Source organism: Roseibium sp. AS2, assembly GCF_038900065.1.
GTDB lineage: Bacteria > Pseudomonadota > Alphaproteobacteria > Rhizobiales > Stappiaceae > Roseibium.
This window is the reverse complement of sequence record NZ_JBBMQN010000013.1, coordinates 22329-48109: the sequence shown is the minus strand read 5'-3', so window position 1 is coordinate 48109 and position 25781 is coordinate 22329. Positions and strand designations below refer to the sequence as shown.

The following is a 25781-nucleotide window of genomic DNA, read 5'->3' as shown; positions in this document are numbered from 1 at the left end:
TCCTACCTGGCAGGACTCTGCCGCGGCGCGAGCGTTTCCAGATAGGCTTCCGTCGCGCGCCGGTCGTGCGGGTTGATCAGACCGGATGCAACGCCGGCTCCGACAGGTGGACCAAATGCCTGTGACGAGGGGACATTGGTGCTGACCAGGCCCGGTTCGGTTTTCAGGGCGGCCAGCAACGGCGTTCCGGGACCAACAGCGCACCCCGACAAGAACAGCAGAACCGCCGTTCCCGTCAGACCGACGCGAACCTTTTGCAATCTAGTCATCCGCTCCTCCTCGACAACGACGGCGGCATCCATCTGATCGACACAAATTCACTCTAGTCATGGACACCCGGTCCGGACCGATCGGACATCCGCAAGTTGATCTATTTAAGAGTGTTCGGCCATGCTGTCTGCAATTTAATTGAACCGTGGCCACCCGCACCGGCGAAGTTCAAAACACGTTGAAATCCAATCGACGGCAGCGGAACCTTGTGTCATAAATAACCGTCAGTTCTAAATACCGGCGAAAACAGAACAAGATAAGGCGAATGGACTGACAGGGCTCTCAGACCGTTCCACGGCCTGACGAGGCTGCGTAAACCGGAGGAAACACCTGCCTATGGCTGATGACCGCCAGCATCCCATGTTGCAGTTTATCATCAACAACCCTGAGGCCTTTGCCCAGAACCTGGCCAAGACGCTGGAGCACGCCGGCAAGGCCCTCGCCGCTTATATCGAGCCGCGGGAACAGGGCAAGATCACCCATGAGTCGACGGACGAGCTGACAGGCATCGTCAAGACCCTGGCGCAGGTGGGCGAATACTGGGCCTCCGATCCTCAACGCGCCGTCGAGGCCCAGTCCCGCCTGTGGGGCGGATATATCGACCTCTGGAACTCGTCCCTCAAACGGATGATGGGCGAGCCTTCGACACCGGCGGTGCAGACGCCGCACAAAGACAAGCGGTTTGCCGACCCGGAGTGGGAAGACAACCAGTTCTTCGATTTCATCAAGCAGCTCTATCTGATCACCAGCAAATGGGCCGAGGACATGGTCCACGACGCCCAGGGGCTCGACGAGCACACCCGTCACAAGGCGGAGTTCTATGTCACCCAGATCGCAAATGCGGTTTCCCCTTCGAACTTCGTGCTGACCAATCCGGAACTGCTGCGCCTGACCCTGGAAAGCAACGGCGAAAACCTCGTCAAGGGCATGCAGCATCTTGTCGAGGACCTGAAAACCGGCAAGGGTGAACTCAAGATCCGGCAGACGGACCCGACGAAATTCAAGCTCGGCGAGAACATGGGCAACACCCCGGGCAAGGTGATCTCCCAGAACGATGTCTGCCAGGTCATCCAGTACGCGCCGACAACGGAAAACGTGCTCAAGCGCCCGCTTCTGATCGTCCCCCCCTGGATCAACAAGTTCTACATCCTGGACCTCAATCCCGAGAAATCGTTCATAAAGTGGGCTGTTGATCAGGGGCACACGGTGTTCGTGATCTCCTGGGTCAATCCGGACGAACGCCAGGCGCTCAAGAACTTCGAGCACTACATGAAGGAAGGCATCCTCAACACGCTCAATGTGATCAAGCGGGCGACGCGCCAGAGCGAGGTCAATGCGATCGGTTACTGCGTGGGCGGCACGCTGCTCGCGGTTACGCTGGCCTACATGGCCCGGAAGGGCGACGAGCGGATCAAGACCGCAACCTTCTTCACCACCCAGGTGGACTTCACGTTCGCCGGCGATCTGAAGGTCTTCGTCGACGAGGAACAGATATCTTCCCTTGAAAAACGGATGGCGGAACAGGGCTATCTGGACGGATCGAAGATGTCCTCGGCTTTCAACATGCTGCGATCCAACGATCTGATCTGGAGCTACGTGGTCAACAACTACCTGAAGGGCAAGGAGCCCTTCCCGTTCGATCTGCTCTACTGGAACTCCGATTCTACGCGTATGCCGGCGGCGAACCATTCCTTCTATCTGCGCAGCTGCTATCTTGAGAACCGGCTGTCCAAGGGCGAAATGGAAATTGCCGGCGAGAGGCTCGACCTTTCCAAGGTCACGATCCCCGTCTTCAACCTTGCCACCCGCGAGGACCACATCGCGCCGCCGAAATCCGTCTTCCTCGGGTCCGGCTGTTTCGGCGGACCTGTCGACTATGTGCTTGCAGGCTCCGGCCATATCGCCGGTGTCGTCAATCCGCCCGCAAAGAACAAGTACCAGTACTGGACCGGCGCCGACCCCAAGGGAACTTTGGAAAACTGGCTTTACAATGCCGAGGAACATCCCGGATCCTGGTGGCCCTACTGGGATCAGTGGATCCGCTCCAATGACGACACGATGGCCAAGGCCCGCAAACCGGGTGCCTACCGGATGAAACTCCTGGAAGATGCGCCCGGATCCTACGTGATGACCAAGGTCTGACTTCCGGGGCCGGGACAGGGATTGTCTTCGGGACCGGCCGCCGGCAGGAAAAGAGCCCGCTTAGCGGGAATGCGCGTCCAGCGGCGTCAGGGTCATGGCGAGCAGCTTGCCGAATTTTTCCGCGCTCATCGGCCTGCCGAAATGAAACCCCTGCGCCACTTCACACTTACAGCCGGCCAGGAAGGCCTGCTGCTTCGCGGTTTCGACACCTTCGGCAACCACGCTCAGGCCCAGTTCGCGTCCCAGCGAGATAATTGCGCGGGCAATGCAACGATCGTTCTCGTCGTAGTCCAGGTCATGGATAAAGCTGCGATCGATCTTCAATCGGGTCAGCGGAAAGCTCTTGAGCGCCACCAGACTTGAATAGCCGATGCCGAAATCGTCGATCGCCAGTTTCAGGCCGATGCCGCGGAAATCATTCATCAGACTGACCGCGTGTTCCGCGTCCTGGATCAACAGGCTTTCCGTGAGTTCCAACTCCAGGGACCCGGCCGGCAGACCGCTTTCGTCGAGCGCCGCGCAGACGTCGGCAATCAACCCGGTCTCGCGGAACTGTCGCGCAGAGACATTGACCCCGATTGTGACCGGCACCAGCCCGCCGTCCTGCCATTCCTTGTTCTGCCGACAGGCCTCCTTGATCACCCACCGTCCAAGGGGCACGATCAGTCCGCTTTCCTCGGCGAGCGTGATGAACTCTCCGGGCATCAGACGGCCCAGGTCCGGGTGTTGCCATCGCACCAGCGCCTCGGCGCCGGTAATCCGGCCGGTATCAAGGTTGTACTGGGGTTGATACTCCAAAAAAAACTGATCGGCCCCGATCCCGGATCGCATGTCTTCCAGCAGTGTCATCTTGTTCAGCGACATTTCCGGCCGGGTATGCTGATAGATGTGAAAACCGTTCCGGCCCAGGGATTTGGCCTCGAACATCGCCTTGTCCGCATTCCGCAGAAGTTGGTCTGCATCTTCCGCTTCTTGCGGATAGCGGGCCGCTCCGAGACTGCAGGTCACATGAAACGAAAGGTCTCCGATCCGGATTGTCCTGCCGATTTCCTTCCTCAACTGCGCCATGAGCTGCTTCAGTCGGGACTTGTGCGCGGCGTTTCCTTCGACAATCAGGACAAATTCGTCTCCGCCAAATCGAATGGCCTGGCACTTGCCGTCAACGACGGACACGATCCGTTCGGCGGCAATCTTCAGCACCTGGTCGCCAATGGCGTGGCCGAAACTGTCATTGACGAATTTGAAGTTGTCGAGATCGACAAAGACGACGGCAACCGGTGCGCCCGAGTCCCGGCTTGCGGTGACCTTGTCGTTCAGTCTCGATTCAAACTCCTGACGGTTGGGCAATCCGGTCAGGGCGTCGTGATTGGCGAGATAGCGGATCTTTTGTTCATCCAGCTCACGCTCAACGGCCACCGCCGCCAGACGGGCCGCCTCAAGCGCGAGCTTCAGGTCGTGGTCGGTGGGACTGCGGACCTCCGCAGTGTAAAGCCCGAATGTGCCAAGCACGCCACCATCCTTGCCGAAGAACGGCACCGACCAGCAGGAACGCAAATCGAACGGCTTGACCACCTCACGGAAATCTTCCCAGAGCGGGTCCTTGAAAATGTCCTCGACAATGACGCTTTCGCTCCGGTGGACAGCCGTGCCGCATGACCCGGTCCTTGGTCCTACCTTGAGTCCGTCGGTCAACGCGACATAGTCCCCGGGCAGGTTCGGCGCTGCGCCGGCACGGAGCCGCGTTCCGCATTCCTCCACCAGCATGACGGACCCGAGCACCCCATCAAGTTGCTTCTCGATGCTCAGCACCAGCGTATCCAGAACCTGCTCCAGCGGCCGGCCCGACGCCAGATCCTGCAGGACCTTGTTCTGCCCCTCCTGCAGCAGGGCAGCCCGTTTGCGGTCCGTGATGTCGCGCGACAGTCCGATCAGGCCCACCACCTTGCCGTCGCTATCGCTCACGGGGAACTTGGAAGACGCAAACCACTTGCGGCGTCCGTTCACCAGAATGGAGGGTTCCTCGAAATCAATCCGCGGCAGGTTCGTGGACATGATCTCCTGCTCGATCGCCTGGAATTTCCGGGCGGTTTCCAATGGATGCAGGTCAAGATCCGTCTTGCCGATCAACTGGGCAGCGTCTTCCAGTCCGACATCGAGGGCAACCTGCCTGTTTGCCATGACAATGCGCGAACCGCGGTCCTTGATCAGGATATAGTCGGATACCTCGTTGAGCAGGGTCTGAAGCCAGTCCCCGCTCAGGCTCAGCTTGTCGGCCGCGCTGAGATGTTCGAGACCATTGAGCCGATCCAGTTCCGCTGCCAGCAGCATGACATCGGAATTTTCACTGACGCCTCCTACGTGGCGACCTCTGCTCAAGACCATTTTCTTGCCCGGCTCTCAGGTTAATTTACCAACAGGTAGTTGATTATTTTCACAGATTCCCTGCTTGAAAACAACGTATTCGTTCTTGCTACCGCAAGACTATCGGCAAAAATGCCTAGAGTAAAATTCACGCCGCCACGGTCTGAATGATATTTCCAGTATACTTCTCATTCCATTGCGGACGAATTTTTCAATTCAGACCGCGGAATATTGACCGACAAACCTGTCCGCAGATTATCAGTCCCGGACAACAAAGTGGTTTGCCAAGGTCCCTTTTCAGCGGCTATGATCACGCGTTGTCTCAATTTCCGGCCCGAATTCATGCACAAGCCGCAACGTCACAAAACACCGGGAGATGAATCCGGAAATCATCCCCCCTCCGGGTTTCGTCCGCCTGTTGCCCTGAAAAATGGCACCGCGAGCAGCCCTACGGCTGCATCGACAATCCTGGCCAAGCTGCTCGCTCCCGGCGTCTTGACCGCGTGCCTCTGGACCAGGTCCTGGTTGGGCATGACCGAAGTCGTGCTCCTGACGCTCGGGGTTTGCTTGCTCTTGCTGTTTGGACCCCAGATCTTCAGCAAGGCCGCCAACAGAGTCACCTGGGCGCGTCTGGCGGGATACGGCGAGAGGATCTGGCTGAACAGGCTTCTGATACCCGTGCCAAGGGACCTGAACCACCGGCTGACAATTCTCTACTTCGTGTTCTGGTTGGGAGCCCTGGTCGCGATCTGGGGGGGATTCGCGAAGCTTCCGATCTTGTCTGCCTCCGGGCTCGTCGTCGCCTACAGCGCGCAAGCGGTGTGTCTCGGCAAGCTGATCCGCCTTTACGCAATCATGCGGGAACGACATCCGCTTTACCGGTTCTGGTCGGTCCTGCCGGTGAACGACAACAGGCCGACCCGCTCCGACAGCAGCCGGTCTGCATGACCGGCCACCCCGCGCCGGACCACGAGCAGCAGATCAGGCCGAACGGGCCCGTCTTTCGGCAAGCAGGCCGATATAGGTCAACGCAACGCTCGCGCCGGCAATCGACGTGATATCGGCATGATCATAGGCCGGTGCGACCTCGACCACGTCTCCGCCGACAAAATCCAGTGAGCCAAGCCCGCGCAGAACCGACAGCGCCTCCCGGGACGAGAGCCCTCCGGCGACCGGCGTGCCCGTCCCCGGTGCGAAAGCAGGATCAAGGCAATCGATATCGAAGGTCATGTAGGCAGGGCCGGTTCCGACCCTGGAGCGGATCCGCTCGATCACGCTGTCAATGCCCAGACTGTCCATCTCGTGCCCGAAGATGATCTCCAGCCCGCAGGTTTCGGGTGCATGGGTGCGAATGCCGACCTGAATGGATCTTTCGGGATCGATCAGCCCCTCGCGCACCGCCCGGCCGGTGAAGGTGCCGTGATCGATACGGTCCCCCTGATCCGGCCAGGTGTCCTGATGGGCATCGAACTGGACCAGACCAAGCGGTCCGTGTCTGGCGACATGGGCCCTCAGCAACGGATAGGTGATGAAGTGGTCGCCGCCGATGGAAAACAGATGCGCGCCCGCTTCCAGGATCTGTGCAGCCTGGCTCTGGATGTGGCCTGGAATATCCGCGTTCCGGCCATAGTCAAAGACACAATCGCCGTAGTCGACGCAGGCAAGGGTCTCGAACGGATCCATGTGGAAGGGATATTGCGGGTCGCCGTCAAAAATGGCGGAGGCCCGGCGCACCCCTTGCGGCCCGAACCGGGCACCGGGCCGGTTGGAGACCGAAGCATCGAAGGGAATGCCCCAGACGGCCAGATCGACCCCGTTCAGGTCCCTGCTGTAGCGGCGGCGCATGAAGGACAGCGCGCCTGCATAGGTCGGCTCGTGAGATCCGCACTTTATGTCCTTGCCAAGAAAGGCGTTGTCGGTCGGGCGCGGCAGATCTGATGACATGTTCGGTATCCTCGGCTCGCGTGGCAATGCGCATGACATAATCCGACCAAATACCACGTTCGGGAAAATGTTTCCGGCAATCGTTGGCGTGTAAACCCGAAATCCCGGGGCCGTCAACGCCGCACCCTGCCAGTACGCGTTTGTGGGGACTTGATCCGCCAGCCTCATGAGCGGCAAAGTCCTCAGGATGACAACACCTTGAGACACAAGAGACGACCGCTCAATGACCGAGCCTTCCCATTCAGACCACAGTGGCCACGACCACGCCCATGCCACGGAAGTCACGGACAGAAATGCGCGGGCGGTGGCCTGGGCAGGACTTCTGATTGCCAGCTTCATGCTCGCGGAGCTGATTGGCGGCTGGCTGTCCGGCTCGCTGGCCCTGATGGCCGATGCCGTACACATGGTCACGGATGCAGCTTCCCTGGGTCTTGCCTGGTGGGCGTTCCAGCAATCGAAGAAGCCGGCGGATGACCGGCTCACCTATGGCCGCGACCGCCTGCCGGTCCTGATTGCCTTCGCCAATGCGATATTCCTGCTCATTGTCACCGCCTGGATCTGCGTGGAGGCGGTCGGCCGGTTCCTGACACCGGAAACCGTTCTTGCCGGACCGATGTTGATCATCGCGGTCCTCGGCCTTCTGGTGAATATCGGCGCCTTCCTGATCCTGCAGCGTGGCGGCGACGGGTCCCTCAACATGCGCTCGGCCATCCTGCATGTGCTCGGCGACCTTCTGGGATCCGTCGCGGCAATCGCCGCCGCGATCGTGATCTACCTGACCGGCTGGTTTCCGATCGATCCGATCCTGTCCGTCTTCGTGGCCTTGCTGATCGTGCGCTCCGCGGTCTCCGTGCTGCGGCAGGCAGGCCATATACTCCTGGAGGGTGCGCCACCCGGCATAGACCGGAACGCCCTGAAGGCGGATCTTCTGGCGGAAGTGCCCGGCCTTGCCGACGTCTTTCACATTCATCTTTGGTCGCTGTCCGAAGGAAAGGTCAACGCCACGATGCATGCCGTTCTGCGCCCGGGAAAGGACGCCGACCTCGTCTTGCGGCAAGTGCGCAACCGGCTGACCGACCGACATGGCATCGACCATGTCACCATTGAATCCTCTTCGCCGTCCCGGTGCCCCGTTGTCGCCTCGCCCTCACCCGACTAAAAACAATCCGGAGGTGCGCGAAGATTCGCGCGCGCAACAGGGGCCACAAGCTGTGCCAGACCAAGACCAGATACTCCTGCGCGGCCGGTTGCTGAGTTTTTCTGCTATTCCGGACAGTCCTGACGACAAGGGTGCCTACTCCTACGAGGACGACGGCGCCCTGCTGATCCGGGACGGCAAGATCGTCGCCCGGGGCCGCTACCCCGACATGCAGGCCGCCTGTGACGCGGCCACGACACGGATCGTGGATCACCGGCCCCATCTGGTCATGCCCGGTTTCATCGACACCCATATCCATTTCCCGCAGGCTCAGGTCATCGCGTCCTGGGCCGACCAGTTGCTGGACTGGCTGAACGATTACACGTTTCCCGAGGAAATGAAGTTTTCCGACCCCGAGCACGGGCGCAGGATCGCTTCCGGTTTCTACGATCAACTGGTTGCCCATGGCACCACCACCGCCTCCGCCTATTGCTCCAGCCATCCGGCCTCCGTCGAGGCCTATTTCGGGGAAGCGGAACGGCGTGGCATGCTGATGCTGGGCGGCAAGACGATGATGGACCGCAACGCCCCCGACGCTCTGTGCGACACGGCACAAAGCGCTTACGACGACAGCAAGGCGCTGCTGGAGAAATGGCACGGCCGCGGCCGGGTGCATTATGTCATCACACCGAGATTCGCCATCACCTCGACACCGGCTCAGCTCGAAGCGGCAGGCACGCTGTTGAAGGAACACCCGCAGTGCCATCTGCAGACGCACATCAACGAGAACCACAACGAAATCTCCCTGACGCTGGAGCTCTATCCGGACGCCACAGACTATCTCGGCGTCTATGAGAGTTTCGGGCTTCTGGGCCCGAAATCCCTGCTCGGTCATTGCGTGCACATGACCAACCGGGAACTGCAGGTCATGCGCGAGACACAATCCGTTGCGGTGTTCTGCCCGACGTCAAACCTGTTCCTGGGAAGCGGTCTCTTCAACAAGGCCGGTCTTGAAAGCGCCGGTGTGCGCACGGCAATCGCAACGGATGTCGGCGGCGGAACCAGCTATTCCATGCTGCGGACACTGGACGAAGGCTTCAAGATCCTTCAACTGCAGCGTCAACGCATGCATCCTCTGACAAGTTTTTACTGGGTCACGCGCGGCAACGCGGAAGCTCTCTCCCTTCAGGACCGGATCGGCACCCTTGAGCCGGGCACGGACGCGGACCTCGTTGTGCTCGATGCCAGGGCAACCGGAGCCATGGCGCTGCGTATGGAAACAGCCCGGACCTTGTCTGAAGAACTCTTCGTGCTGCAGACACTCGGCGACGACCGGGCCGTGGTCGAGACCTATGCCGCCGGTGTTCCTCTCAAGACCTGAGACCCGCCGTCCGGGCCGCAAATGCGGCCCGGACCGGTTGATCAAGGGTCAGACCGCAGATCCCGGGTGCCGCGGATTTTCAGGAGACCGGAGACGAACACACCCATCGCGCAAAGAATACATGCGGCTCCGAGGAAAACCGTGTCATAGCCGGCGCTGCGGATAAGCGGCGTGAGCGCCAGCGGCGAGACCACCTGTCCAAGAAATATCGCCGTGGTAACGATGCCCAGGACGCTTCCGCGTCTGTCTGCAGGCGCCTTTTCCAGAGCAAGCAGCAGGAGCGCCGGCTGCACCAGGGCATATCCGGCGCCCACCAGAGCGGCCCCTGCCAGAATGAACGACCAGGCTGCATTCATGGCCAGAATTGCGAAACCGGCGCCCATAACCGTGAAGCCGAGCAGAAACGTCGCAGCCAGTCCCAGAAATGTGCTGATCCGCCGGAACATCATGGCGATGCAGCCACCGGTGAGCGTCAGTGCCCCCAGGCCGAATGCCGTGCCGGCGGCCCCGTCCAGGCCATTCCCATCGAGATAAAACGGCAATTGGCTCGGCATCAGAAAGAAGATCGCAACCGTCGCCGTTCCCAGCAGTCCAATCGACAAGGCCGGCCCAAGCCAGTCATTGCGCCGTCCGATGGCCCCCTGCGGACGGTCCCTGACAGAGGGCCGGCCGCGCCGCTGCTCCTGGCGCAGAACCGGCAGCAACAGAGGCAACAGCAACAGCGCGAGGGCATAGATCAGGAATGGCAGTCGCGGCGACAGGCCCGCGAGCCAGCCGGCCAGGGCAATGTAAACAAAGCCGCTGAAATTGATCGCCGCAGTCTGCAACCCCATGAAGGCGTTCCGGCGCGGCCCTTCGAACAGGTCTCCCACCAATGCAGACTGGGCGGTCATGATCAGCGCGACGGCGACCCCGAGCGCCAGGCGGCTGGCCAGGATGGAAAAGAGACCAGGCAGAAAGGCCCCGGCGGCGCCGCTCAGGGCAAACAGCGCAACCCCCGCCATCAGCAGGGATGATCGCCCGAACCGGTCCACGAAAATCCCGGCAAGCGGTGCGATCAGGACGACTGACAGTGACGGCGCAGCAACCAGAAACCTGGTCAGGGATGCGGCTTGCGGCGTTTCCGGGAAACTGGCCTGCAACCCCGGCAGAGCCGGACTTATGGTGGCGTTTGCCATGATCTTGAGAGTTGCCGTCAACAGCAACGCGATCGCCGCCGTTTCCAACCACAATGGACGCCCTTGTTGAGAGTAATGAACTGATGACACCTTTATTCCCTTGCCTTTTTGACGACACGGGATCAGCCTACCAATTCAAGTCGACTTGAGGTCAAGATATGAAATTCCTGGATATTTCCGAAGTCTCCAAACAAACGGGCGTAGCCGCCTCCGCCATCCGACACTATGAGGAAAAGGGTCTGATCACCTCGCTTGGCCGGCGTGGACTGAAACGCCTGTTCGCAGCAGGCGTTCTGGATCAGCTCGCCCTGATCTCGCTTGGCAGGGACGCGGGATTTTCTCTCGATGAGATCCGGGACATGTTCGGCGCCGACGGCCTTCCAGCGCTCTCGCGGGCGGGCCTGCATCTGAAGGCGGATGATCTCGACCGGCAGATCGAACGGCTTTCCGGCTTGCGGGACATGATCCGCCACGTGGCGGACTGTCCGGCGCCGTCCCATATGGAGTGCGCCAAGTTTCGGCAACTGATCCGGATCAGTACGCGCCGGAAACGGAGCCGGCAAGAAAAACGCGCTCTACCGGACCGATCCTGATTGCCGGCGTCAGCAATGGCTGCAGACACTTCCCGGCCCGCCCCGGACACAAAAAAACCCGCCGGATCGCTCCGGCGGGTTCCCGATTTCCAAATCCTGTCCGTCCAGCGATTAACGCTTGGAGAACTGGAAGCTCTTACGTGCTTTTGCACGGCCGAACTTCTTACGCTCGACAACACGGCTGTCACGGGTCAGGAAGCCGTTTTTCTTCAGAACCGGACGCAGATCCGGCTCATAAAGGGTCAGTGCCTTGGACAGGCCATGACGCACCGCGCCAGCCTGACCGGACAGACCGCCACCGCTCACGGTCGCAACAACGTCGTACTGGCCGGAACGGTCGGCGAGCATGATCGGCTGCTGAAGGATCATCTGAAGGACCGGACGAGCAAAATACTCGGTATAGTCCCGCTTGTTGATCATGATCTTGCCGGTACCGGGCTTGATCCAGACGCGTGCGATCGCGTCCTTACGCTTGCCGGTTGCGTATGCACGGCCCTGTGCGTCCAGCTTCTGGACATGGACCGGAGCTTCGGGGGCTGCGGTGTCGACCGCGCTGCCCAGTTCTTCCAGGGATTGCAGCTCAGCCATGGTTATGCCCTCTTGCCGTCATTCTTTGCATTCAGGCCCTTCACGTCGACGAGTTCCGGCGACTGAGCTTCATGCGGGTGGGTCGGACCAGCGTAAACCTTGAGGTTCTTCAGCTGCTTGTTGGACAGCGGACCGCCCGGCATCATGCGCTGAACAGCCTTCTCCAGAACACGCTCCGGGAAGCGGCCTTCCAGGATGCCCCGTGCGGTGCGTTCCTTGATGCCGCCCGGATGACCGGTGTGCCAGTAGTACTTCTTGTTGTCGTACTTGCGGCCGGTGAACACGACTTTGTCGGCATTGATGACGATGACATTGTCACCGGTATCGATGTGAGGCGTGAAAATCGGCAGATGCTTGCCGCGCAGGTGATTGGCGATGAATGCGGCGAGACGGCCGACAACCATGCCTTCTGCGTCAATCAAGATCCACTTTTTCTCGACCTCAGCCGGCTTGGCAGAGAAGGTCTTCATGAGTCTGATCCATACTGGTCGGTTAAAGAAAGGGTCCGCGCAGCTTCAAGGGAAGCCAGCGAACGGACCCGAAATTCGTTCGAGGCAGCTTATACGCCGGCAGGAAATTGCCGTCAATTACATTCTTCGCACAATCGTCTGAAAATTATCAATAAAATCAGTAGCTTGAAAAAACGGTATTATGATACCACAGCACTCATCCGGATTTCCCGGTTCGCTGGCGCGGCGGCACCGAGTAAGTCGCCGTCGCGTGCGCCACCAGTTCCTCCTGTCCCTCCCCCGCAATGGCGCAGTCCACAACGGCCAGACGCTTGCCGAGTTTCAACAGCCGGCAGGTGGCCAGCAGGTCGCCCGGCTCGGGCTTGCGCAGGAAGTTGATGTTGAAACTGGTGGTCACGGCCAGTGCGACCGGGCCGATATGAGCGAGAATGACCACATAGGCAGCCAGATCGGCAAGCGCCATCATGGACGGTCCGGAAACGGTGCCGCCGGGACGCAGATGAAGCTCATTGGCCGACAGGCGCACGACAGCCTCGCCGGGCGAGACACTGTCAATCGAATAGACCCGGCCGCCCGCATGGATCTGCGGAAACTCCCGGTCCAGCATGTCCATGACTTCGCCATCCGTCATCACCGGCTGCATCGCCACCTCCCTACTGCGTTCTTATACAGTCAACTTTCCGACCTTTCTTACGTAATGGTCAGAACGGGTGGAATGCAAGTGGACCCTTCCGCACGACGGCTTATTCCGCGGCCTGCTTCCTGTCCTCCCGGCGCTTCTCGATGGTGTAGATGCTTCTGTCCCACAACCAGGCGGACAGCGTGGCAAGGCCGATGCCGGTGCGCATCTCGAATTCTTCGAAATGAAACCGGCTTGCGCGCAGCCCCTTGAGAACCAGTCCGCTCTTCAGCGTCTTGCGCATGGCGGACGGACCGCAGAAAAAGACATGGGCCCGGGAAAGATCGCCGCCAAGATCGGCGGCGATGCGCTCGGGCGTCAGGCGAACGCCCTCATCGGAGTTGACGATGACCAGTTCGAGATTTCCGGCTTCTTCGGCGGCCCGTTCCAGTTCGATCGCATAGGGGATATCGTCGCGTTCGCGAACGCAGTAGTAGAGCTTGACCGGCCCGGTCGGTCTGGCCTTCAGGCTTTCCGCGAACGCCAGGAACGGCGTGACACCGACACCGGCGCCGACCCAGACCTGCGGATCCCTTCCGGCTGGCATCGAGAACCTGCCGTATGGCCCTGTGACGGTGGCTTCCATCCCCTCGCTCAGTTCACGGCGCAGATGGCGGGTGTAGTCACCCAGATCCTTGATCGAAAAGCGCAGGGACCCGTCGTCACGCGGCGCGCCGCTCAAGGTAAACGGGTGCTCTTCCGACAGGCCGCTTCCCCCGACCGAAAGGAAGGCGAACTGACCCGGCTTGTGCCGCAGTCCCCTGCCCTTCGGATTGAGGATCACTTCCGTCAGGCCGCCGAGATGACGGACCGTGGCCACTGTGTATCTGTAGCCGCGCGGCGCCATCGGACGGACCACCGACATCCAGACATAGCTGACGATGCCGAGCAGGCAAAAGGCACAGATGTAAAGCCCGAGCGGATCAAAACTCGAAAACGGCTTTTCGATAAAGAAGAAATGAAACGCCCCCAAAAAGAAGAAGATGCCGATCAGCCGGTGGCTCCACTTCCACAAATGATAGGGAATGAAGGTGATCACCGAGGCCAGCACAAGAACCAGCAGGCCGTACAGGCTGATCTCGCCGAGATCCTCGGCGATACCGGCCAGGGGGCCGCCCCGCAATCCGTTCATTTCAGCGTCGATGATGTCATGCAGGCCGAGGCAGACCATCGCAACAACACCCAGCCACTTGTGCAGCACGTAGATGCGGTCAAGGGGCCCGATTACCGTCTCCAGTCCGGGTGCGCGGGTCGCAAGGAACTGGTTGATCCCCATGAGGATGAGTGCCAGGGAGCCGATATACTGGCTGAAAAGAGCGCCGGCATCCCGTGAACCGGCCAAAGGCACGAACCAGTAAAGCGGCACGAGGCCCGCCAGTGCGATCAGGATCAAACCGAAAATGCGCAAGTGCTCCTCCCCGCCAGCGCGCGCCTTGCCCAAGGCTCCCAATTGCGCGTCTGCCTATCATGCCGGGTCTCAATAGCAACAAACATTCGTTTTGGTCACGAAAGTTTCACCTTGCGGAGACCGCTGAGCTGTCGGACCCTGACGATGCCGATCACACCAACCGGGACTTGATACATGAGCGTCTTGAAAATCTTCGGTGCCGCGGGTTTTTGCGCCTTGCTGACGATCGTGGCACAGGCGGTGCCCCAGGCCCGTGCGGACGACTGGAGCTATCTCGACGACCGGTCCACGCCCCAGAAACTTGTCCAAAGCTACTATTACGCGATCAGCAACCGCTTCTATGCGCAAGCGTACAGCTATTTTCAGGAAGGCTCTGCGCCCAAGAATTTCGATACATGGGTGAAGGGCTACGCGGACACCGGCTCCGTCGAGGTCAGATTCGGAGAGACGGCACCGGATCCCGGCGCCGGCCAGATACACTGGGCCCTGCCCGTGGCAATCGCCGCCCGGAAAACGGACGGGACCGCCACGGTCTTCACAGGATGCTACACCATCCACATGACCAATCTGGGCATGCAGAGCGCGCCTCCCTACCAACCGATGGGAATCGTGTCGGCTTCGCTGCGCGCAACGGATCAAAGTTTCGGCAAGGTCTCACCCGGTCCCTGCTGAGGTTTCGGGTCAAGGGCCGCCCGTCACCGCACCCGTTTCCTTCCGGCGTCAGCCGCGCCGGCGCCCGCGGCGGCGGCCTCCGGCAGAACCGGCAGCTTCGGCACGCGCGGCATCCGCCACCTTGTTCGGCGGGGACACCAGAGGCCCGATTTCCGCGATCACGTCTTCCAGTGTCGGACGCTGTCCTGCGGAGTGTTCGTCCAGTGCCGCACGCATGGCCGCAAGATGGACCGGCGAGGTGCCGCAACAGCCACCGATAACCCGCGCGCCCGCATTCAGGGCCATGTGGGCGTAGTTTGCCATCAGCTCCGGTGTGCCGGTGTAGACGACCTCGTCGCCCCGGATCTGCGGGATGCCGCAATTGGCCTTGGCGACGACGACCGCGTCCGGGTAGGCGTCCGTGATGTCCATGATCGCCGCCAGGAGGTCGGAGGCCCCGACACCGCAATTGGAGCCGATGGCCACCGGTGTGCAGGCGAATTGCGCCTGAAGATCTCCCAGTCCCTTTGGCGACAGGCCCATCATGGTCTTGCCCGCGGTGTCGAAACTGGCGGTGATCACCAGCGGCAGGTCGAAGTCCCGTGCAGCTTCGGCAGCGGCCTTCATTTCCTCCACCGCCGACATCGTCTCGACCCAGAGAATATCGGCGCCGCCTTCCACGAGCCCCTCGATCTGTTCCCGGAATGCGGCAACGGCCTCCTCGTAGCTCAGGGCGCCCAGCGGCTGGAACAGCTCGCCGGTCGGACCGATGGAGCCGCCGATGAGCACATCGCGTTCCGTGGTGCCGGCGACATCCCTTGCCAGGGCCACGCCGGCCATGTTCAGTTCCCGCACCCGGTCCTGCGCATTGTGCAATTTCAGCCGGTGCCGGTTACAGCCGAACGTGTTGGTCAGAATGATATCGGATCCGGCGTCGACGAAGGACTTGTGCAGAGCCCGGATCTTGTCCGGCTCATCCGTGTTCCACAGTTCCGGTGCATCGCCGGACACGAGACCCATCTCGAACAGGTTGGTCCCGGTCGCGCCATCGGCAAGAAGAGCGCCTTTTCTGGCCAGAAGGTCTTCCAGCTTGGACATCGGGTCGCCTTTCGTCTTGTTTGTCGTTCCAGATCCCGCCGCCGGGTGTGGTTCTGCCATTGCAGGCCCCGCAGGTACGTCCAATAGGAGCGTCCCTGTGAGAACTGCGGCCCCGGTGCGGCTCTCACGTTCCAGAAGCAGCGCACCGGGAACGCATGTGCGGATCCCCGGGCGGCTCTAAGGCTTTCAAGGCCGCGAAGTCAATGGACTTTCGGGACAAAATGGAGCAACAAAGCCCCATGACGCATTTACGGCATTGCGCGACGGATCTGGAGCCGGGCGGCCCGACCGCCTGATCAAGACTAGGCGTAACAAAACGCATCCTGGGAGCCAAAGAATGTCAGACGCCGCCCTTACTGGCCGTCGAGGACGAAATGCCCGCCGCGAACGCCGGCAAGCTGGCCCCGCCGGTCAGGCCGTTCCCTATATTTCCCGCAATATCCCGAACTACGAGATCCTGAGCGACGAAGGCGCTGAACGGATAGAGACGAATGCCGACCGGATCCTGGCAGAAATCGGACTGGAGTTTCGCGAAGATCCCGAAGTCATCGCCATCTGGAAGGCTGCGGGCGCCGAGATTGACGGGGAACGGGTCCGTTTTCCTAAGGGCATGCTGCGCGAGATCCTGAAAACCGCGCCGCGCCAATTCACGCAGCACGCCCGCAATTCGGCGCGCAATGTGGAAATCGGCGGCAACAATCTTGTTTTCGCACCCGTCTACGGTCCCCCGTTCGTCACCGATCTCGATCAGGGCCGGCGCTACGGCACGATCGACGATTTCCGGAATTTCGTGAAACTGGCCTACATGTCGCCCTGGATGCATCATTCGGGCGGAACGGTATGCGAACCGGTCGATCTGCCGGTGAACAAGCGCCATTTCGATATGGTCTATTCCCATATCAAATATTCGGACAAGCCGTTCATGGGCTCGGTCACGGCACCGGAACGGGCCGAAGATTCCGTGAAGATGGCTCAGATCACCTTCGGCGAGGATTTCGTCGATCAGAACTGCGTCATGATCCAGTTGATCAACGCCAACTCGCCGCTGGTGTTCGACGCCACGATGCTCGGCGCCCTGAAGGTCTATGCCCGCCACAACCAGGCCTGTATCGTTTCGCCCTTCATCCTCGCCGGCGCCATGAGCCCGGTGACCGTTTCGGGAACGCTGTCCCAGATTCTGGCCGAAGCAATGGCCGGCTGTGCATTGACCCAGTTGATTCGACCGGGCGCGCCCGTTGTGTTCGGCGCATTTGTCAGCTCGATTTCCATGCAGTCCGGCGCCCCCACCTTCGGCAGCCCGGAAGGTTCCCTGCTCCTGAACGGCGCGGCAAAACTGGCCCGCCGTCTCAACCTGCCGTTCCGGTCCGGTGGTTCCTTCACCGCATCGAAAGTTCCGGACGGCCAATCGGCGCAGGAATCGGCGCAGACGATCCTCGCGACTGTCCAGTCCGGCGTGAATTTCTGTCTCCATGCAGCCGGCTGGCTGGAGGGGGGGCTGTGTTCGTCCTACGAGAAATTCGTCATGGACGCCGACCAGCTCGGCATGATGCATGTCCTTGCCAAGGGGATCGATCTCTCCGACGAATCCCTGGCAATGGATGCGCTTCAGGAAGTTGGCCCGGGCGGGCATTTCCTTGGCGCGGCCCATACGCAACGAAACTTCGAAAGCGCGTTCTACCGGTCTTCGATCGCGGACAACAATTCCTATGAACAATGGCTCGCCGACGGGGAACTGGACGCGGCCCGGCGCGCCAACGGCCGCTGGAAAGAGCAGCTGAGGGCCTATACCGGACCGGAACTCGATCCGGGTGTTGACGAGGCATTGCAGGCATACATGAGCGAACGCAAGGCGTCTTTTCCAGACAGCAATGTGTGACCCTCGTCAAATCGCGCAAAACGCCTCGCCGTGCAGCGGGGCGTTTTTTTTATTATTCGCAACTGCAGCCTCACTTTCTTCGCATTCATTGAAGCAGTTAGTGATAACGCGAGGAAGATCTACGTTTTTTGCGCTTAGTGCCTTTCACAGCTATTAAGCTTAGGATAAAGGTTGCCGGTCTCGGTGGTTTTCATTCAGGTGGAAACCGTCTTGGCCATGAGATAAGCTCGTATCTGACATATTCAGGATGAGCTTTCCTGGTGTGAGTAGACTTTGAGGGAGAGCATTGAAATGAGCATTCTGGAATTTTAGGCTTCCTCGAGGTAACTCAATAACTTGTCCGTTCTCAACAAATAAAAACAGGTTGTTCTGTGGCGTCGCTCACTTCAAACATCGATATTCTTGGTTATTCTACGCGGCTCCCCGGAGCCAACGATAGTGCTGAATTCTGGTCGCTGCTGAAAAACGGCGACTGCGCAGTCACATCCGTTTCCAATGATCGCTGGCCGCTTGCCCGGTTCAAGAATCCCGGCCAGAGCACCTCGGGCAAGACATACACCTGGGCCGCCGGCCAACTGGATGATGTCTGGGGGTTCGACCCGGCCTTTTTCGGCATTTCGCCACGTGAAGCCATTCAGATGGATCCGCAGCAGCGCCTGTTGTTGCAGCTTGTGTGGGAAGCGCTCGAACACGCCAACATCCGTCCGAGCGACCTGGCCGGATCGTCGACGGGTGTTTATGTCGGCGCCTCCTCGTTGGATTACCATCACCGGTTCCTCGTCGACCCGGCGATGGCGGACATGCAATTCATGACGGGCAACACCCTGTCGATCGTCTCAAACCGAATCTCCTACATCTATGACCTGCGCGGCCCCAGTTTCACGGTCGACACCGCGTGTTCGTCATCGATCGTGGCTCTGCATGAGGCCGTTTCGGCCATCGAAAGCGGCCAGATCGACACGGCCATCGTCTGCGGCGTAAGCCTTCTTCTCAGCCCTTTCGCCTTTGTCGGTTTCTCCCGGGCAACCATGTTGTCGCCCACGGGCCTGTGTCAGGCGTTTGATGCCAATGGCGACGGTTATGTCCGTTCCGAAGGCGGCGCGGTCGTTGTTTTGCGCGCGGCCCGTGCGGGCCTGCCCGAGGGCACGAAAAGCCACGGAAAACTGCTTGCGACCGGCATCAACGCCGATGGCCGGACCGTCGGCCTGTCTCTGCCCTCTCCCTATGCGCAGGCCGACCTTCTGCGCGAGATGTACGAAGGCCTGGAGATCGATCCGTCGAGCCTTGCCTTTATCGAGGCGCATGGCACCGGTACGCGTGTCGGCGATCCTGCGGAAGCAGATGCCCTCGGGCGTGTCATCGGTCAGAAACGCACCGACGCGCTTCCGATCGGGTCGGTCAAGACCAACATCGGCCATCTGGAGCCGGCTTCGGGTCTTGTCGGCCTGCTGAAATCGGTCATGGCGCTGCGCGAAAACCTGTTTCCGAAATCGCTCCATTTCCTGACCCCGAACCCGGACATCCCCTTCGAGGACCTGAACCTGAAGGTGGCCGGCGACGCGGTTGAACTGAAACCCAGCGAGACAAGGCGTCTCGCGGGTGTCAACTCGTTCGGTTTCGGCGGCACCAATGCCCATGCCATCGTCGGGGACCCGGATCCGCTTCCGGCCGTTTCCTCCGATGCACCGGTTGAAGCACCTCTGGTCCTGACGGCCAGATCCGCAGAAGCTCTGAAAAAACTCGCGGCCGGCTATGCGGACCTGCTCGATGGAACAGAAGACGACGCCGCAGCGGGCAACGTGATCGCGTCCAGCGTTCACGGCAGGGACCTGCTCTCGGAACGCCTTGTGGTGCTCGGCAAGTCCAAAGAGGAAAAACTCGCGGCGCTGCGTTCGTTTGCAAACGAAGACGACGACCAGCAGGACGCCGTTTCGGGCAGCGTCATCAGGCCGGACGCCAAGGTCGGGTTTGTCTTTTCCGGCAACGGCTCGCAATGGGCCGGGATGGGTCAGGAGGCCTACCAGGCCGACATCGAGTTCCGCCAGGCCTTCGACAAGGTCGACAAGATCTTCATGGGCCTCAGCGGCTGGTCACTCGTGACCACACTGTTCGCAGAGGACCTGGAATCGGACCTGGAACGCTCCGAAATCGCCCAGCCCCTGTTGTTCGCGATCCAGGTGGGCATTGTGGACTCGCTTCGCAGCCGCGGCATCACCGCGGCCGGAACCACAGGCCATTCCGTGGGCGAAGTCGCCGCAGCCTGGTGTTCCGGCGCCCTCGATCTGGATGAAGCCGTGCGTGTCATCCGCGCCCGCTCCAGCGAGCAGGAAGTCGTTCGGGATCTCGGCTCCATGGCGGCGTTGCTCCTGCCTGCCGAGCAGGCGGTCGCAGCGATCGAGGAGAGCGGCCTGCCGCGGCTTGAACTTGCCGCCGACAACAGCCCGCGCAGCGTCACCATTTCCGGTGACAGCGAGAGCCTTGACGCGTTCGCGAAATTCGCGCGCAAGAACAAATGGGCGATGCGCCGTCTGAATCTCGCCTACCCGTACCACAGTGCGCTCGTGGATCTGATCGAGGCGCCGCTTCTGGCAGCTCTCGACGGTCTCGATCCGTCGAAACCTGCATTGCCGTTCTATTCGACAGTTACCCCCGGCGAGAGCGACGTCAGCGTGACCGCCGATTACTGGTGGCGCAACGTGCGCCAACCGGTGAGATTCGCCGCGGCAATCGAAAACATGTCCGCCGACGAGTTCACCGTTCTGGTCGAGATTGGTCCCAAACCTGTTCTAGGCACCTATGTGAACGATGTCTTGCGCGCGAAGGGCAAGAACGCCAAGTTCCTGGAAACACTCAAGGAACCGTCCAAGAAAGCGCAGAGCACTTCCGGCAATCCGCTTGACAGGATTGCAGCTTCGATCCTCGCCAGCGGCGGGAAAACGGATCTTGACCGGTTTGTCGGCGTGAAACCCGCGCGGCTGGCCTCCCTGCCCTCCTATCCCTGGCAGAACGTCGAGTTCCGGCCGGAAAACAGCCAGGAGCGGGTCGATTTCATGTTCGGTCAGACCTGGCCGCTTCTGGGTTACCGGCTGCGCCAGGATGTGGCCGAATGGTTCAACCATATCGACAGTGGTTCGCTGCCTTTCCTGCAGGACCACAAGGTCGAGGAGAGCGTCGTCTTTCCGGCTGCCGGTTATATCGAGATGTGCCTGAGGGCCGCCTTGCGCTGGTCCCGCGGCGACCAGATCGAGTTGCGCGATTTCGATATCCTGCGGCCGCTGGTGATCGAAGGCGATGAAGTCTGGGAAACACAGGTCCGGATATCGCCGGACGACCGCGTCATCGAGGTTCTGACCCGGCCGCGGCTTTCCGACAGCGACTGGTCGCTGAACGCCCGCGGATCTTTCATGACACCGTCGACCACGTCGCGGTCTCCCTGGCTGCAGGAAAGTGCGGAGTTCGTTGCCGAACTCGATCACGACACCCTTTATGAACTGACCAGAAGTTTCGGCCTCAATTACGGGCCTTCATTCCGTCGGGCCGAAAAGGTCGTCAAACATTCGAACACCCGGGCAACGGTTGCGCTTCTCGCCCAGGACGACAGTTTGCAAGACCTGCCCTTTGCCCTGTGTCCGACCCTTGTCGATGCCGGTTTCCACGGACTGTTCGCCCTGCTCGACGGTGTCGAGAACGTGCCGCAGAACACGTCGTTCCTGCCGATCCGCATCGGTGCGCTGCGTCTGCTTGCGTCCGAAGCACATCCTGCCTCCGTTCGCATCGATGTCACAAAGGCCTCACCCCGTTCGATCGAGGCGAGTTTCGAATTCCTCGACAGCAACGGACAGGCCATCGCGCGCCTGACAAAAGCCCGTTTCAGGGCCGTTTCGCTGGGCCAGGACACAAGGCCGGACGATCTGATCTATCGCCAGATCGCAACCGTCCTGCCGGCAAGAGACAGGGTTTCGCCACTTCAAGGCAGCTTCCAGGGTCTTGCGGCGCTGGCGCGAAAGCTTGAACTGGCAGGATCGCAGGATCAGGAGCTCGATGACAGTCGGGTCCTCATGGAAGCGCTCGGGCTGACCATCGCGCATCAGACCCTCCATGACCTTTACGGGGCCGGCCCTGTGTTCCTGCAGGGTCTGCGGGACGCGGGCGACCTGCACGAGACCGCGGTGCCACTGGCTGCCGGACTGCTGAGCTGGCTTGCTGAAAGCGGCATGAGCGAGGAAACCGAAAACGGCTACCTCCTGAGCGATCCTTCAGAAAATCCGTCCGCCTCGGAACTGCTTCAAGCATTGACGGACGGCGGCGGCGAACACATCGCGGAAGCCGCTCTGCTTGCACGGCTGTGGACAGGTCTGACCGAAATACTGAAAACCGGTCTGCTGGATGCCGCGGCCAAGGCGTACGCTTCGAGCCTCTTTGAAGCCTACCGTGCCTCGTCGCCCGGAAAGCGGGAATTGTCCGCCGCGCTTCATGCCTTTGCCGGGAAGATCGTCGCCGAATGGCCGACTGACCAGGCCCTGCGTGTGCTGCTTGTCGGGGCAAGTGGCGGTCTTGCTGCGACGATCGATGCGTCGCTTGATCCGACCTACATGGCGCTTTCGGTTACCGATGCGTCACCAGCGGCCGTCAGCCGCGGAGAACGTCTGTGGCAGGGCAGTTCGGCCACGCAATTCGTCGATCCGACGGAATCCGAATTCGCCTTCGAAAGACATTTCGACCTGATCCTGTTCGACACTTCTCTTGCCGACATGGATGCGGACACCCTGAAGCGGTTCTCGCACGCCCTGGCGCCAGGTGGCCTCGTGCTGGGTGCGGAGCCGCTGCCGAACCCGCTCACCGACCTGATCATGGGGATCGGAGCGGACTGGTGGGACGGCAGCGCGAGTTCCGAGTTCCCGATTTCAAGGCAGCAGTCCGACTGGACCCGTGTGCTGGAGACCGCCGGTCTGAGATCCGTTGAGAGCCTTCCGCTGAACAGCAGTCTTGTGGAAGCCGACCTCATCTGCGCCCGTGCGGCCGAAAACAAAAGCGAGCCGCAGGCAGTGGACGGCGCCGCGGCGGAAGAGGCTGAAGAAGCGCAAAAAGCGTATCTTTTGCTCACCGATTCCGAAGGACCTGCACACCGTCTGGCCGAAGGGCTCAAGTCCTGTCTCGAGCGCACCGGACATCGTGCAACCCTGCTCGTTCCGGGAAATGTCACCGAACAGCTCGGTGACGACATCTGGAGCGCCGCGCTGGAAGCGGACAAGCAGACCGAAACAGGCGTCCCGGCTCTCAAGGGCCTGCTGAGCGCACATGACGGCCGCGTGGTTCACCTTCTTGGTGCCTATGCGCCCCAGGGGGACGCCCTAGCCTGCGTCGACACACGCGCCTACAGCCTGATGTCCATCCTGAAAGCGCTTGGCGGCGAAAGCGGCGAAGTCTCGCTGATTGCCCCTGCCGGCGCTCAGGACATCGCGGGCGGCGCGGCTCCCGCGCCGGATCAGGCCGGCATCTGGGCATTCGGCCGCGTCGTGATGAACGAGTACCCGGATGCGACGCTGAAGCTGATCGACGTATCCCCGGATCTGGAGCCCGGAATCGCGGCAGCGCGCGTTGCCGATGAAATCCTGGTGACGAACGGCGAACGCGAAATCGTTCTCGACAGCAAGACACGCTCAGGCATCCGTCTGCTCAAAGGCGGCGTCTTGTCCGATTCGGTTCTTCCCGACGGTGCGAATCCTGCAATGCAGCTCGATATCCTGCGCCAGGGCTCCCTTGACCAGCTTGCCTGGAAGGCCGTCGAGCGCAAGCCGCTTGCCGGAAAGGAAGTTGAAATTGCGGTTGAGGCCAGCGGCCTGAACTTCCGCGATGTCATGTGGGCGCTTGGACTGCTGCCGGAAGAAGCGCTCGAAGACGGGTTCGCGGGGCCGACGCTCGGCATGGAATGCTGCGGCCATGTGGTTGGAACCGGACCGGACGTCTCCCGTTTCAAGACGGGCGACAAGGTGATCACTTTCGCTCCGGCCTGTTTCGCCACCCACGTCACGGTCGACGAGAGCGGGTGTGCGCCGATGCCGAGCACTGTCTCGGCGGAAGAAGCTGCCACCATTCCGGTGACCTTCCTGACCGCCTACTATGCACTCGTGCATCTTGCGGCGCTTTCGGAAGGTGAGACCGTTCTTGTCCACGGCGGTGCGGGCGGCGTCGGTCTGGCCGCACTCCAGATCGCCAAATGGCGCGGCGCCCGGATCATCGCGACTGCCGGGTCTGAAGACAAGCGCAACACGCTGAAACTGCTTGGCGCGGATGTTGTGCTGGATTCGCGCAGCCTCGCCTTTGTCGACGCCGTGATGGAAGAAACAGGCGGCGAAGGCGTGGACGTGGTGCTGAACTCGCTGTTCGGCGAAGCCATGGAACGCAGCATCGATGTTCTGAAGCCGTTCGGCCGCTTCCTCGAACTCGGCAAGCGCGACTATTACGGCAACACCCGCATTGGCCTGCGGCCGTTCCGCCAGAATCTGACCTACTTCGGCATTGACGCGGACCAGTTGCTGACCCGCCAGCCGCAGCTCGCGGTGGATCTTTTCGTCAAGCTGGTCGAACTGTTCGAGGACGGCATACTGCGCCCTCTGCCGCACCGTGTTTTCGAAGCACCCGACGTTGTCGACGCCTTCCGGTTGATGCAACAGGCCGGGCATATCGGCAAGATCGTGATCCGTCCGCCGGACGTTCCCGAAAGTGTGCCGGCGGCCCGCGAAATCTCCTTCGACGGCGATGCGGTCTATCTGGTTGCCGGCGGTTTCGGTGGCTTCGGCGCCGCATTGCTGAACCGGCTTGCCGATCACGGCGCCAGGTCTCTTGCGGTCCTCAGCCGCCGTGGTGACGGCAGCGACGAGGCCCGGGAGGTCGTCGGCCAACTCGCAAATCGCGGTATTACGGTCAAAGGCTATGCCTGCGACATCACCGACGAGGCGGCGATCAAGAAGGCCCTGGCCGATATCCGTTCGACCGGAAAGCCGCTCAAGGGTGTGTTCCACACCGCCATGGTCCTCAACGACGTTCTGATCGCCAACATGGATCATGACGGGCTGACACGGGTGCTGGCGCCGAAAGTGCGCGGCGCGGAGCTGCTGGACAGACTGACAGGCGACGATCCGCTTGATCATTTTGTCCTGTATTCGTCCGCGACCACTCTTGTCGGCAATCCCGGTCAGGCGAACTACGTTGCTGCGAACGGTTATCTGGAAGGACTGGCGCGCAAGCGGCGGGCCGACGGACGGCCGGGGCTTTCAGTGGCCTGGGGGGCGATCTCCGACGCCGGTTATCTCGCACGCAACGAAGACGTCAACGAAATGCTGTCCCGCAAGCTCGGCCGGCATGCCTTGACCGCAAAGGAAGCGCTGGACGGCCTGATGGCCCTGATGGCGCTGCCCAATGACGGCGAAGCACGGGATGCGGCACTCGGATTTGCCCGGATCGACTGGCAGGCAGCCCGCAAGGACCTTGCCCTTGTCGGCGCTCCGCTGGTAAGTCTTCTTGGTCTCGGCGACGAGGACGAAGCCGGTGCGGAAGGTGCGATCGATCTCGCAGCCATGCTGGACGGCATGGACCAGGTGACAGCGGCACAGACGGTTGCCAAGCTTTTGGCAGCGGAAATCGGCAAGATCCTGAGAATCTCTCCCGAAGAGATCGATCCGCACAAGCCCCTGTCGGACATCGGGATGGACTCCCTGATGGCGCTGGAACTGCGCATGAGCGCGGAGCGTCAGCTCGGAATAGACATTCCGCTCATGTCGCTGGCAAATGGCGCGACCCTGATCGATCTGTCGAGCCGTGTTGCCAACCGCGTTCTCGGCGAGGAAAATGCCTCGGGCATGTCCGACGATGCGCAACAACTGGCGAGCCTGCACACGGATGACGCCCGGTCGGACACAGAAAATCTTTCCGACGTTGCCGCGGAAGTCGAAAACAAGAGCCGGGAACTCGGATCGTTCCTGTAACCGGCGATCAATAAAGGAA

Annotated in this window: 17 protein-coding genes; 8 read left to right on the top strand and 9 right to left on the bottom strand. The window is 61.0% G+C overall.

The genetic code is table 11. The annotated features are described in order from the left end of the window. Nucleotides 1–2: 2 nt before the first annotated feature. Entirely contained in the window at nt 3–269 is a 267-nt protein-coding gene (locus WNZ15_RS25620; protein WP_342895889.1) for a hypothetical protein, read from the bottom strand. 337 nt (nt 270–606) lie between these two features. Here WNZ15_RS25620 and phaC point away from each other — a divergent pair, with 337 nt between their 5' ends. Further along, complete coding sequence (gene phaC, locus WNZ15_RS25615; protein WP_342895888.1) at nt 607–2412, top strand: class I poly(R)-hydroxyalkanoic acid synthase; 1806 nt, start codon at nt 607–609, stop codon at nt 2410–2412. Between the two features lie 60 nt (nt 2413–2472). Here the strand turns inward: phaC and WNZ15_RS25610 are convergent, their stop codons facing one another. Then, nucleotides 2473–4794 carry an EAL domain-containing protein gene (locus WNZ15_RS25610; protein WP_342895887.1) on the bottom strand — a complete coding sequence of 774 codons (2322 nt, stop codon included), beginning with the start codon at nt 4792–4794 and terminating at the stop codon, nt 2473–2475. 285 nt (nt 4795–5079) lie between these two features. On the opposite strand from WNZ15_RS25610, the gene WNZ15_RS25605 reads away from it, so the two are divergent. Next, nucleotides 5080–5721: a DUF6653 family protein gene (locus tag WNZ15_RS25605; RefSeq protein ID WP_342895886.1), complete on the top strand. Its 642-nt coding sequence runs from the start codon at nt 5080–5082 to the stop codon at nt 5719–5721. A 33-nt stretch (nt 5722–5754) separates the two neighbouring features. Here WNZ15_RS25605 and speB read toward each other — a convergent pair whose 3' ends face one another. Beyond that, a complete protein-coding gene (speB, locus tag WNZ15_RS25600) occupies nt 5755–6717 on the bottom strand; it encodes an agmatinase (RefSeq protein WP_342895885.1) in 963 nt (320 codons plus the stop codon). Nucleotides 6718–6940: 223 nt separating this feature from the next. Between speB and WNZ15_RS25595 the strand changes: the two genes are divergently transcribed. After that, a complete protein-coding gene (locus WNZ15_RS25595; protein WP_342895884.1) occupies nt 6941–7876 on the top strand; it encodes a cation diffusion facilitator family transporter in 936 nt (311 codons plus the stop codon). Between the two features lie 52 nt (nt 7877–7928). Next, on the top strand, nt 7929–9236 hold the full coding sequence (gene guaD, locus WNZ15_RS25590; protein ID WP_342895883.1) for a guanine deaminase: 1308 nt from the start codon (nt 7929–7931) through the stop codon (nt 9234–9236). Between the two features lie 41 nt (nt 9237–9277). Here guaD and WNZ15_RS25585 read toward each other — a convergent pair whose 3' ends face one another. Next, nucleotides 9278–10468 carry an MFS transporter gene (locus WNZ15_RS25585; RefSeq protein ID WP_342895882.1) on the bottom strand — a complete coding sequence of 397 codons (1191 nt, stop codon included), beginning with the start codon at nt 10466–10468 and terminating at the stop codon, nt 9278–9280. Between the two features lie 104 nt (nt 10469–10572). Between WNZ15_RS25585 and WNZ15_RS25580 the strand changes: the two genes are divergently transcribed. Beyond that, a complete protein-coding gene (locus tag WNZ15_RS25580) occupies nt 10573–11007 on the top strand; it encodes a helix-turn-helix domain-containing protein (RefSeq protein ID WP_342895881.1) in 435 nt (144 codons plus the stop codon). A gap of 111 nt (nt 11008–11118) precedes the next feature. Here the strand turns inward: WNZ15_RS25580 and rpsI are convergent, their stop codons facing one another. The 4 genes from rpsI to WNZ15_RS25560 form a co-directional block, all read right to left on the bottom strand. After that, on the bottom strand, nt 11119–11595 hold the full coding sequence (rpsI, locus tag WNZ15_RS25575) for a 30S ribosomal protein S9 (protein WP_342895880.1): 477 nt from the start codon (nt 11593–11595) through the stop codon (nt 11119–11121). A gap of 2 nt (nt 11596–11597) precedes the next feature. Next, on the bottom strand, nt 11598–12065 hold the full coding sequence (gene rplM, locus WNZ15_RS25570; RefSeq protein WP_342895879.1) for a 50S ribosomal protein L13: 468 nt from the start codon (nt 12063–12065) through the stop codon (nt 11598–11600). A gap of 196 nt (nt 12066–12261) precedes the next feature. Beyond that, nucleotides 12262–12714 (bottom strand): PaaI family thioesterase, encoded by a 453-nt coding sequence (locus WNZ15_RS25565; protein ID WP_342895878.1) that lies wholly within the window; start codon nt 12712–12714, stop codon nt 12262–12264. A 94-nt stretch (nt 12715–12808) separates the two neighbouring features. Next, on the bottom strand, nt 12809–14152 hold the full coding sequence (locus tag WNZ15_RS25560; RefSeq protein WP_342895877.1) for a ferredoxin reductase family protein: 1344 nt from the start codon (nt 14150–14152) through the stop codon (nt 12809–12811). A 174-nt stretch (nt 14153–14326) separates the two neighbouring features. Here WNZ15_RS25560 and WNZ15_RS25555 point away from each other — a divergent pair, with 174 nt between their 5' ends. Beyond that, nucleotides 14327–14824: a hypothetical protein gene (locus WNZ15_RS25555; RefSeq protein ID WP_342895876.1), complete on the top strand. Its 498-nt coding sequence runs from the start codon at nt 14327–14329 to the stop codon at nt 14822–14824. A 48-nt stretch (nt 14825–14872) separates the two neighbouring features. On the opposite strand, the gene bmt is transcribed toward WNZ15_RS25555, so the two are convergent. Further along, on the bottom strand, nt 14873–15901 hold the full coding sequence (bmt, locus tag WNZ15_RS25550; RefSeq protein ID WP_342895904.1) for a betaine--homocysteine S-methyltransferase: 1029 nt from the start codon (nt 15899–15901) through the stop codon (nt 14873–14875). A 337-nt stretch (nt 15902–16238) separates the two neighbouring features. Here bmt and WNZ15_RS25545 point away from each other — a divergent pair, with 337 nt between their 5' ends. Further along, a complete protein-coding gene (locus WNZ15_RS25545) occupies nt 16239–17777 on the top strand; it encodes a trimethylamine methyltransferase family protein (RefSeq protein WP_342895875.1) in 1539 nt (512 codons plus the stop codon). Between the two features lie 371 nt (nt 17778–18148). Further along, nucleotides 18149–25762, top strand: coding sequence for an SDR family NAD(P)-dependent oxidoreductase (locus WNZ15_RS25540; protein ID WP_342895874.1), 7614 nt, complete (start codon nt 18149–18151; stop codon nt 25760–25762). The last annotated feature ends 19 nt before the right edge of the window (nt 25763–25781 follow it).

What these genes read in the sequence shown, in the direction of transcription:
- WNZ15_RS25620 (WP_342895889.1), bottom strand. Translation starts at nt 269, where the DNA reads ATGACTAGATTGCAAAAGGTTCGCGTCGGTCTGACGGGAACGGCGGTT.
- WNZ15_RS25605 (WP_342895886.1), top strand. Translation starts at nt 5,080, where the DNA reads ATGATCACGCGTTGTCTCAATTTCCGGCCCGAATTCATGCACAAGCCG.
- speB (WP_342895885.1), bottom strand. Translation starts at nt 6,717, where the DNA reads ATGTCATCAGATCTGCCGCGCCCGACCGACAACGCCTTTCTTGGCAAG.
- rplM (WP_342895879.1), bottom strand. Translation starts at nt 12,065, where the DNA reads ATGAAGACCTTCTCTGCCAAGCCGGCTGAGGTCGAGAAAAAGTGGATC.
- WNZ15_RS25610 (WP_342895887.1), bottom strand. Translation starts at nt 4,794, where the DNA reads ATGGTCTTGAGCAGAGGTCGCCACGTAGGAGGCGTCAGTGAAAATTCC.
- bmt (WP_342895904.1), bottom strand. Translation starts at nt 15,901, where the DNA reads ATGTCCAAGCTGGAAGACCTTCTGGCCAGAAAAGGCGCTCTTCTTGCC.
- WNZ15_RS25545 (WP_342895875.1), top strand. Translation starts at nt 16,239, where the DNA reads ATGTCAGACGCCGCCCTTACTGGCCGTCGAGGACGAAATGCCCGCCGC.
- rpsI (WP_342895880.1), bottom strand. Translation starts at nt 11,595, where the DNA reads ATGGCTGAGCTGCAATCCCTGGAAGAACTGGGCAGCGCGGTCGACACC.
- WNZ15_RS25580 (WP_342895881.1), top strand. Translation starts at nt 10,573, where the DNA reads ATGAAATTCCTGGATATTTCCGAAGTCTCCAAACAAACGGGCGTAGCC.
- WNZ15_RS25595 (WP_342895884.1), top strand. Translation starts at nt 6,941, where the DNA reads ATGACCGAGCCTTCCCATTCAGACCACAGTGGCCACGACCACGCCCAT.
- phaC (WP_342895888.1), top strand. Translation starts at nt 607, where the DNA reads ATGGCTGATGACCGCCAGCATCCCATGTTGCAGTTTATCATCAACAAC.
- WNZ15_RS25555 (WP_342895876.1), top strand. Translation starts at nt 14,327, where the DNA reads ATGAGCGTCTTGAAAATCTTCGGTGCCGCGGGTTTTTGCGCCTTGCTG.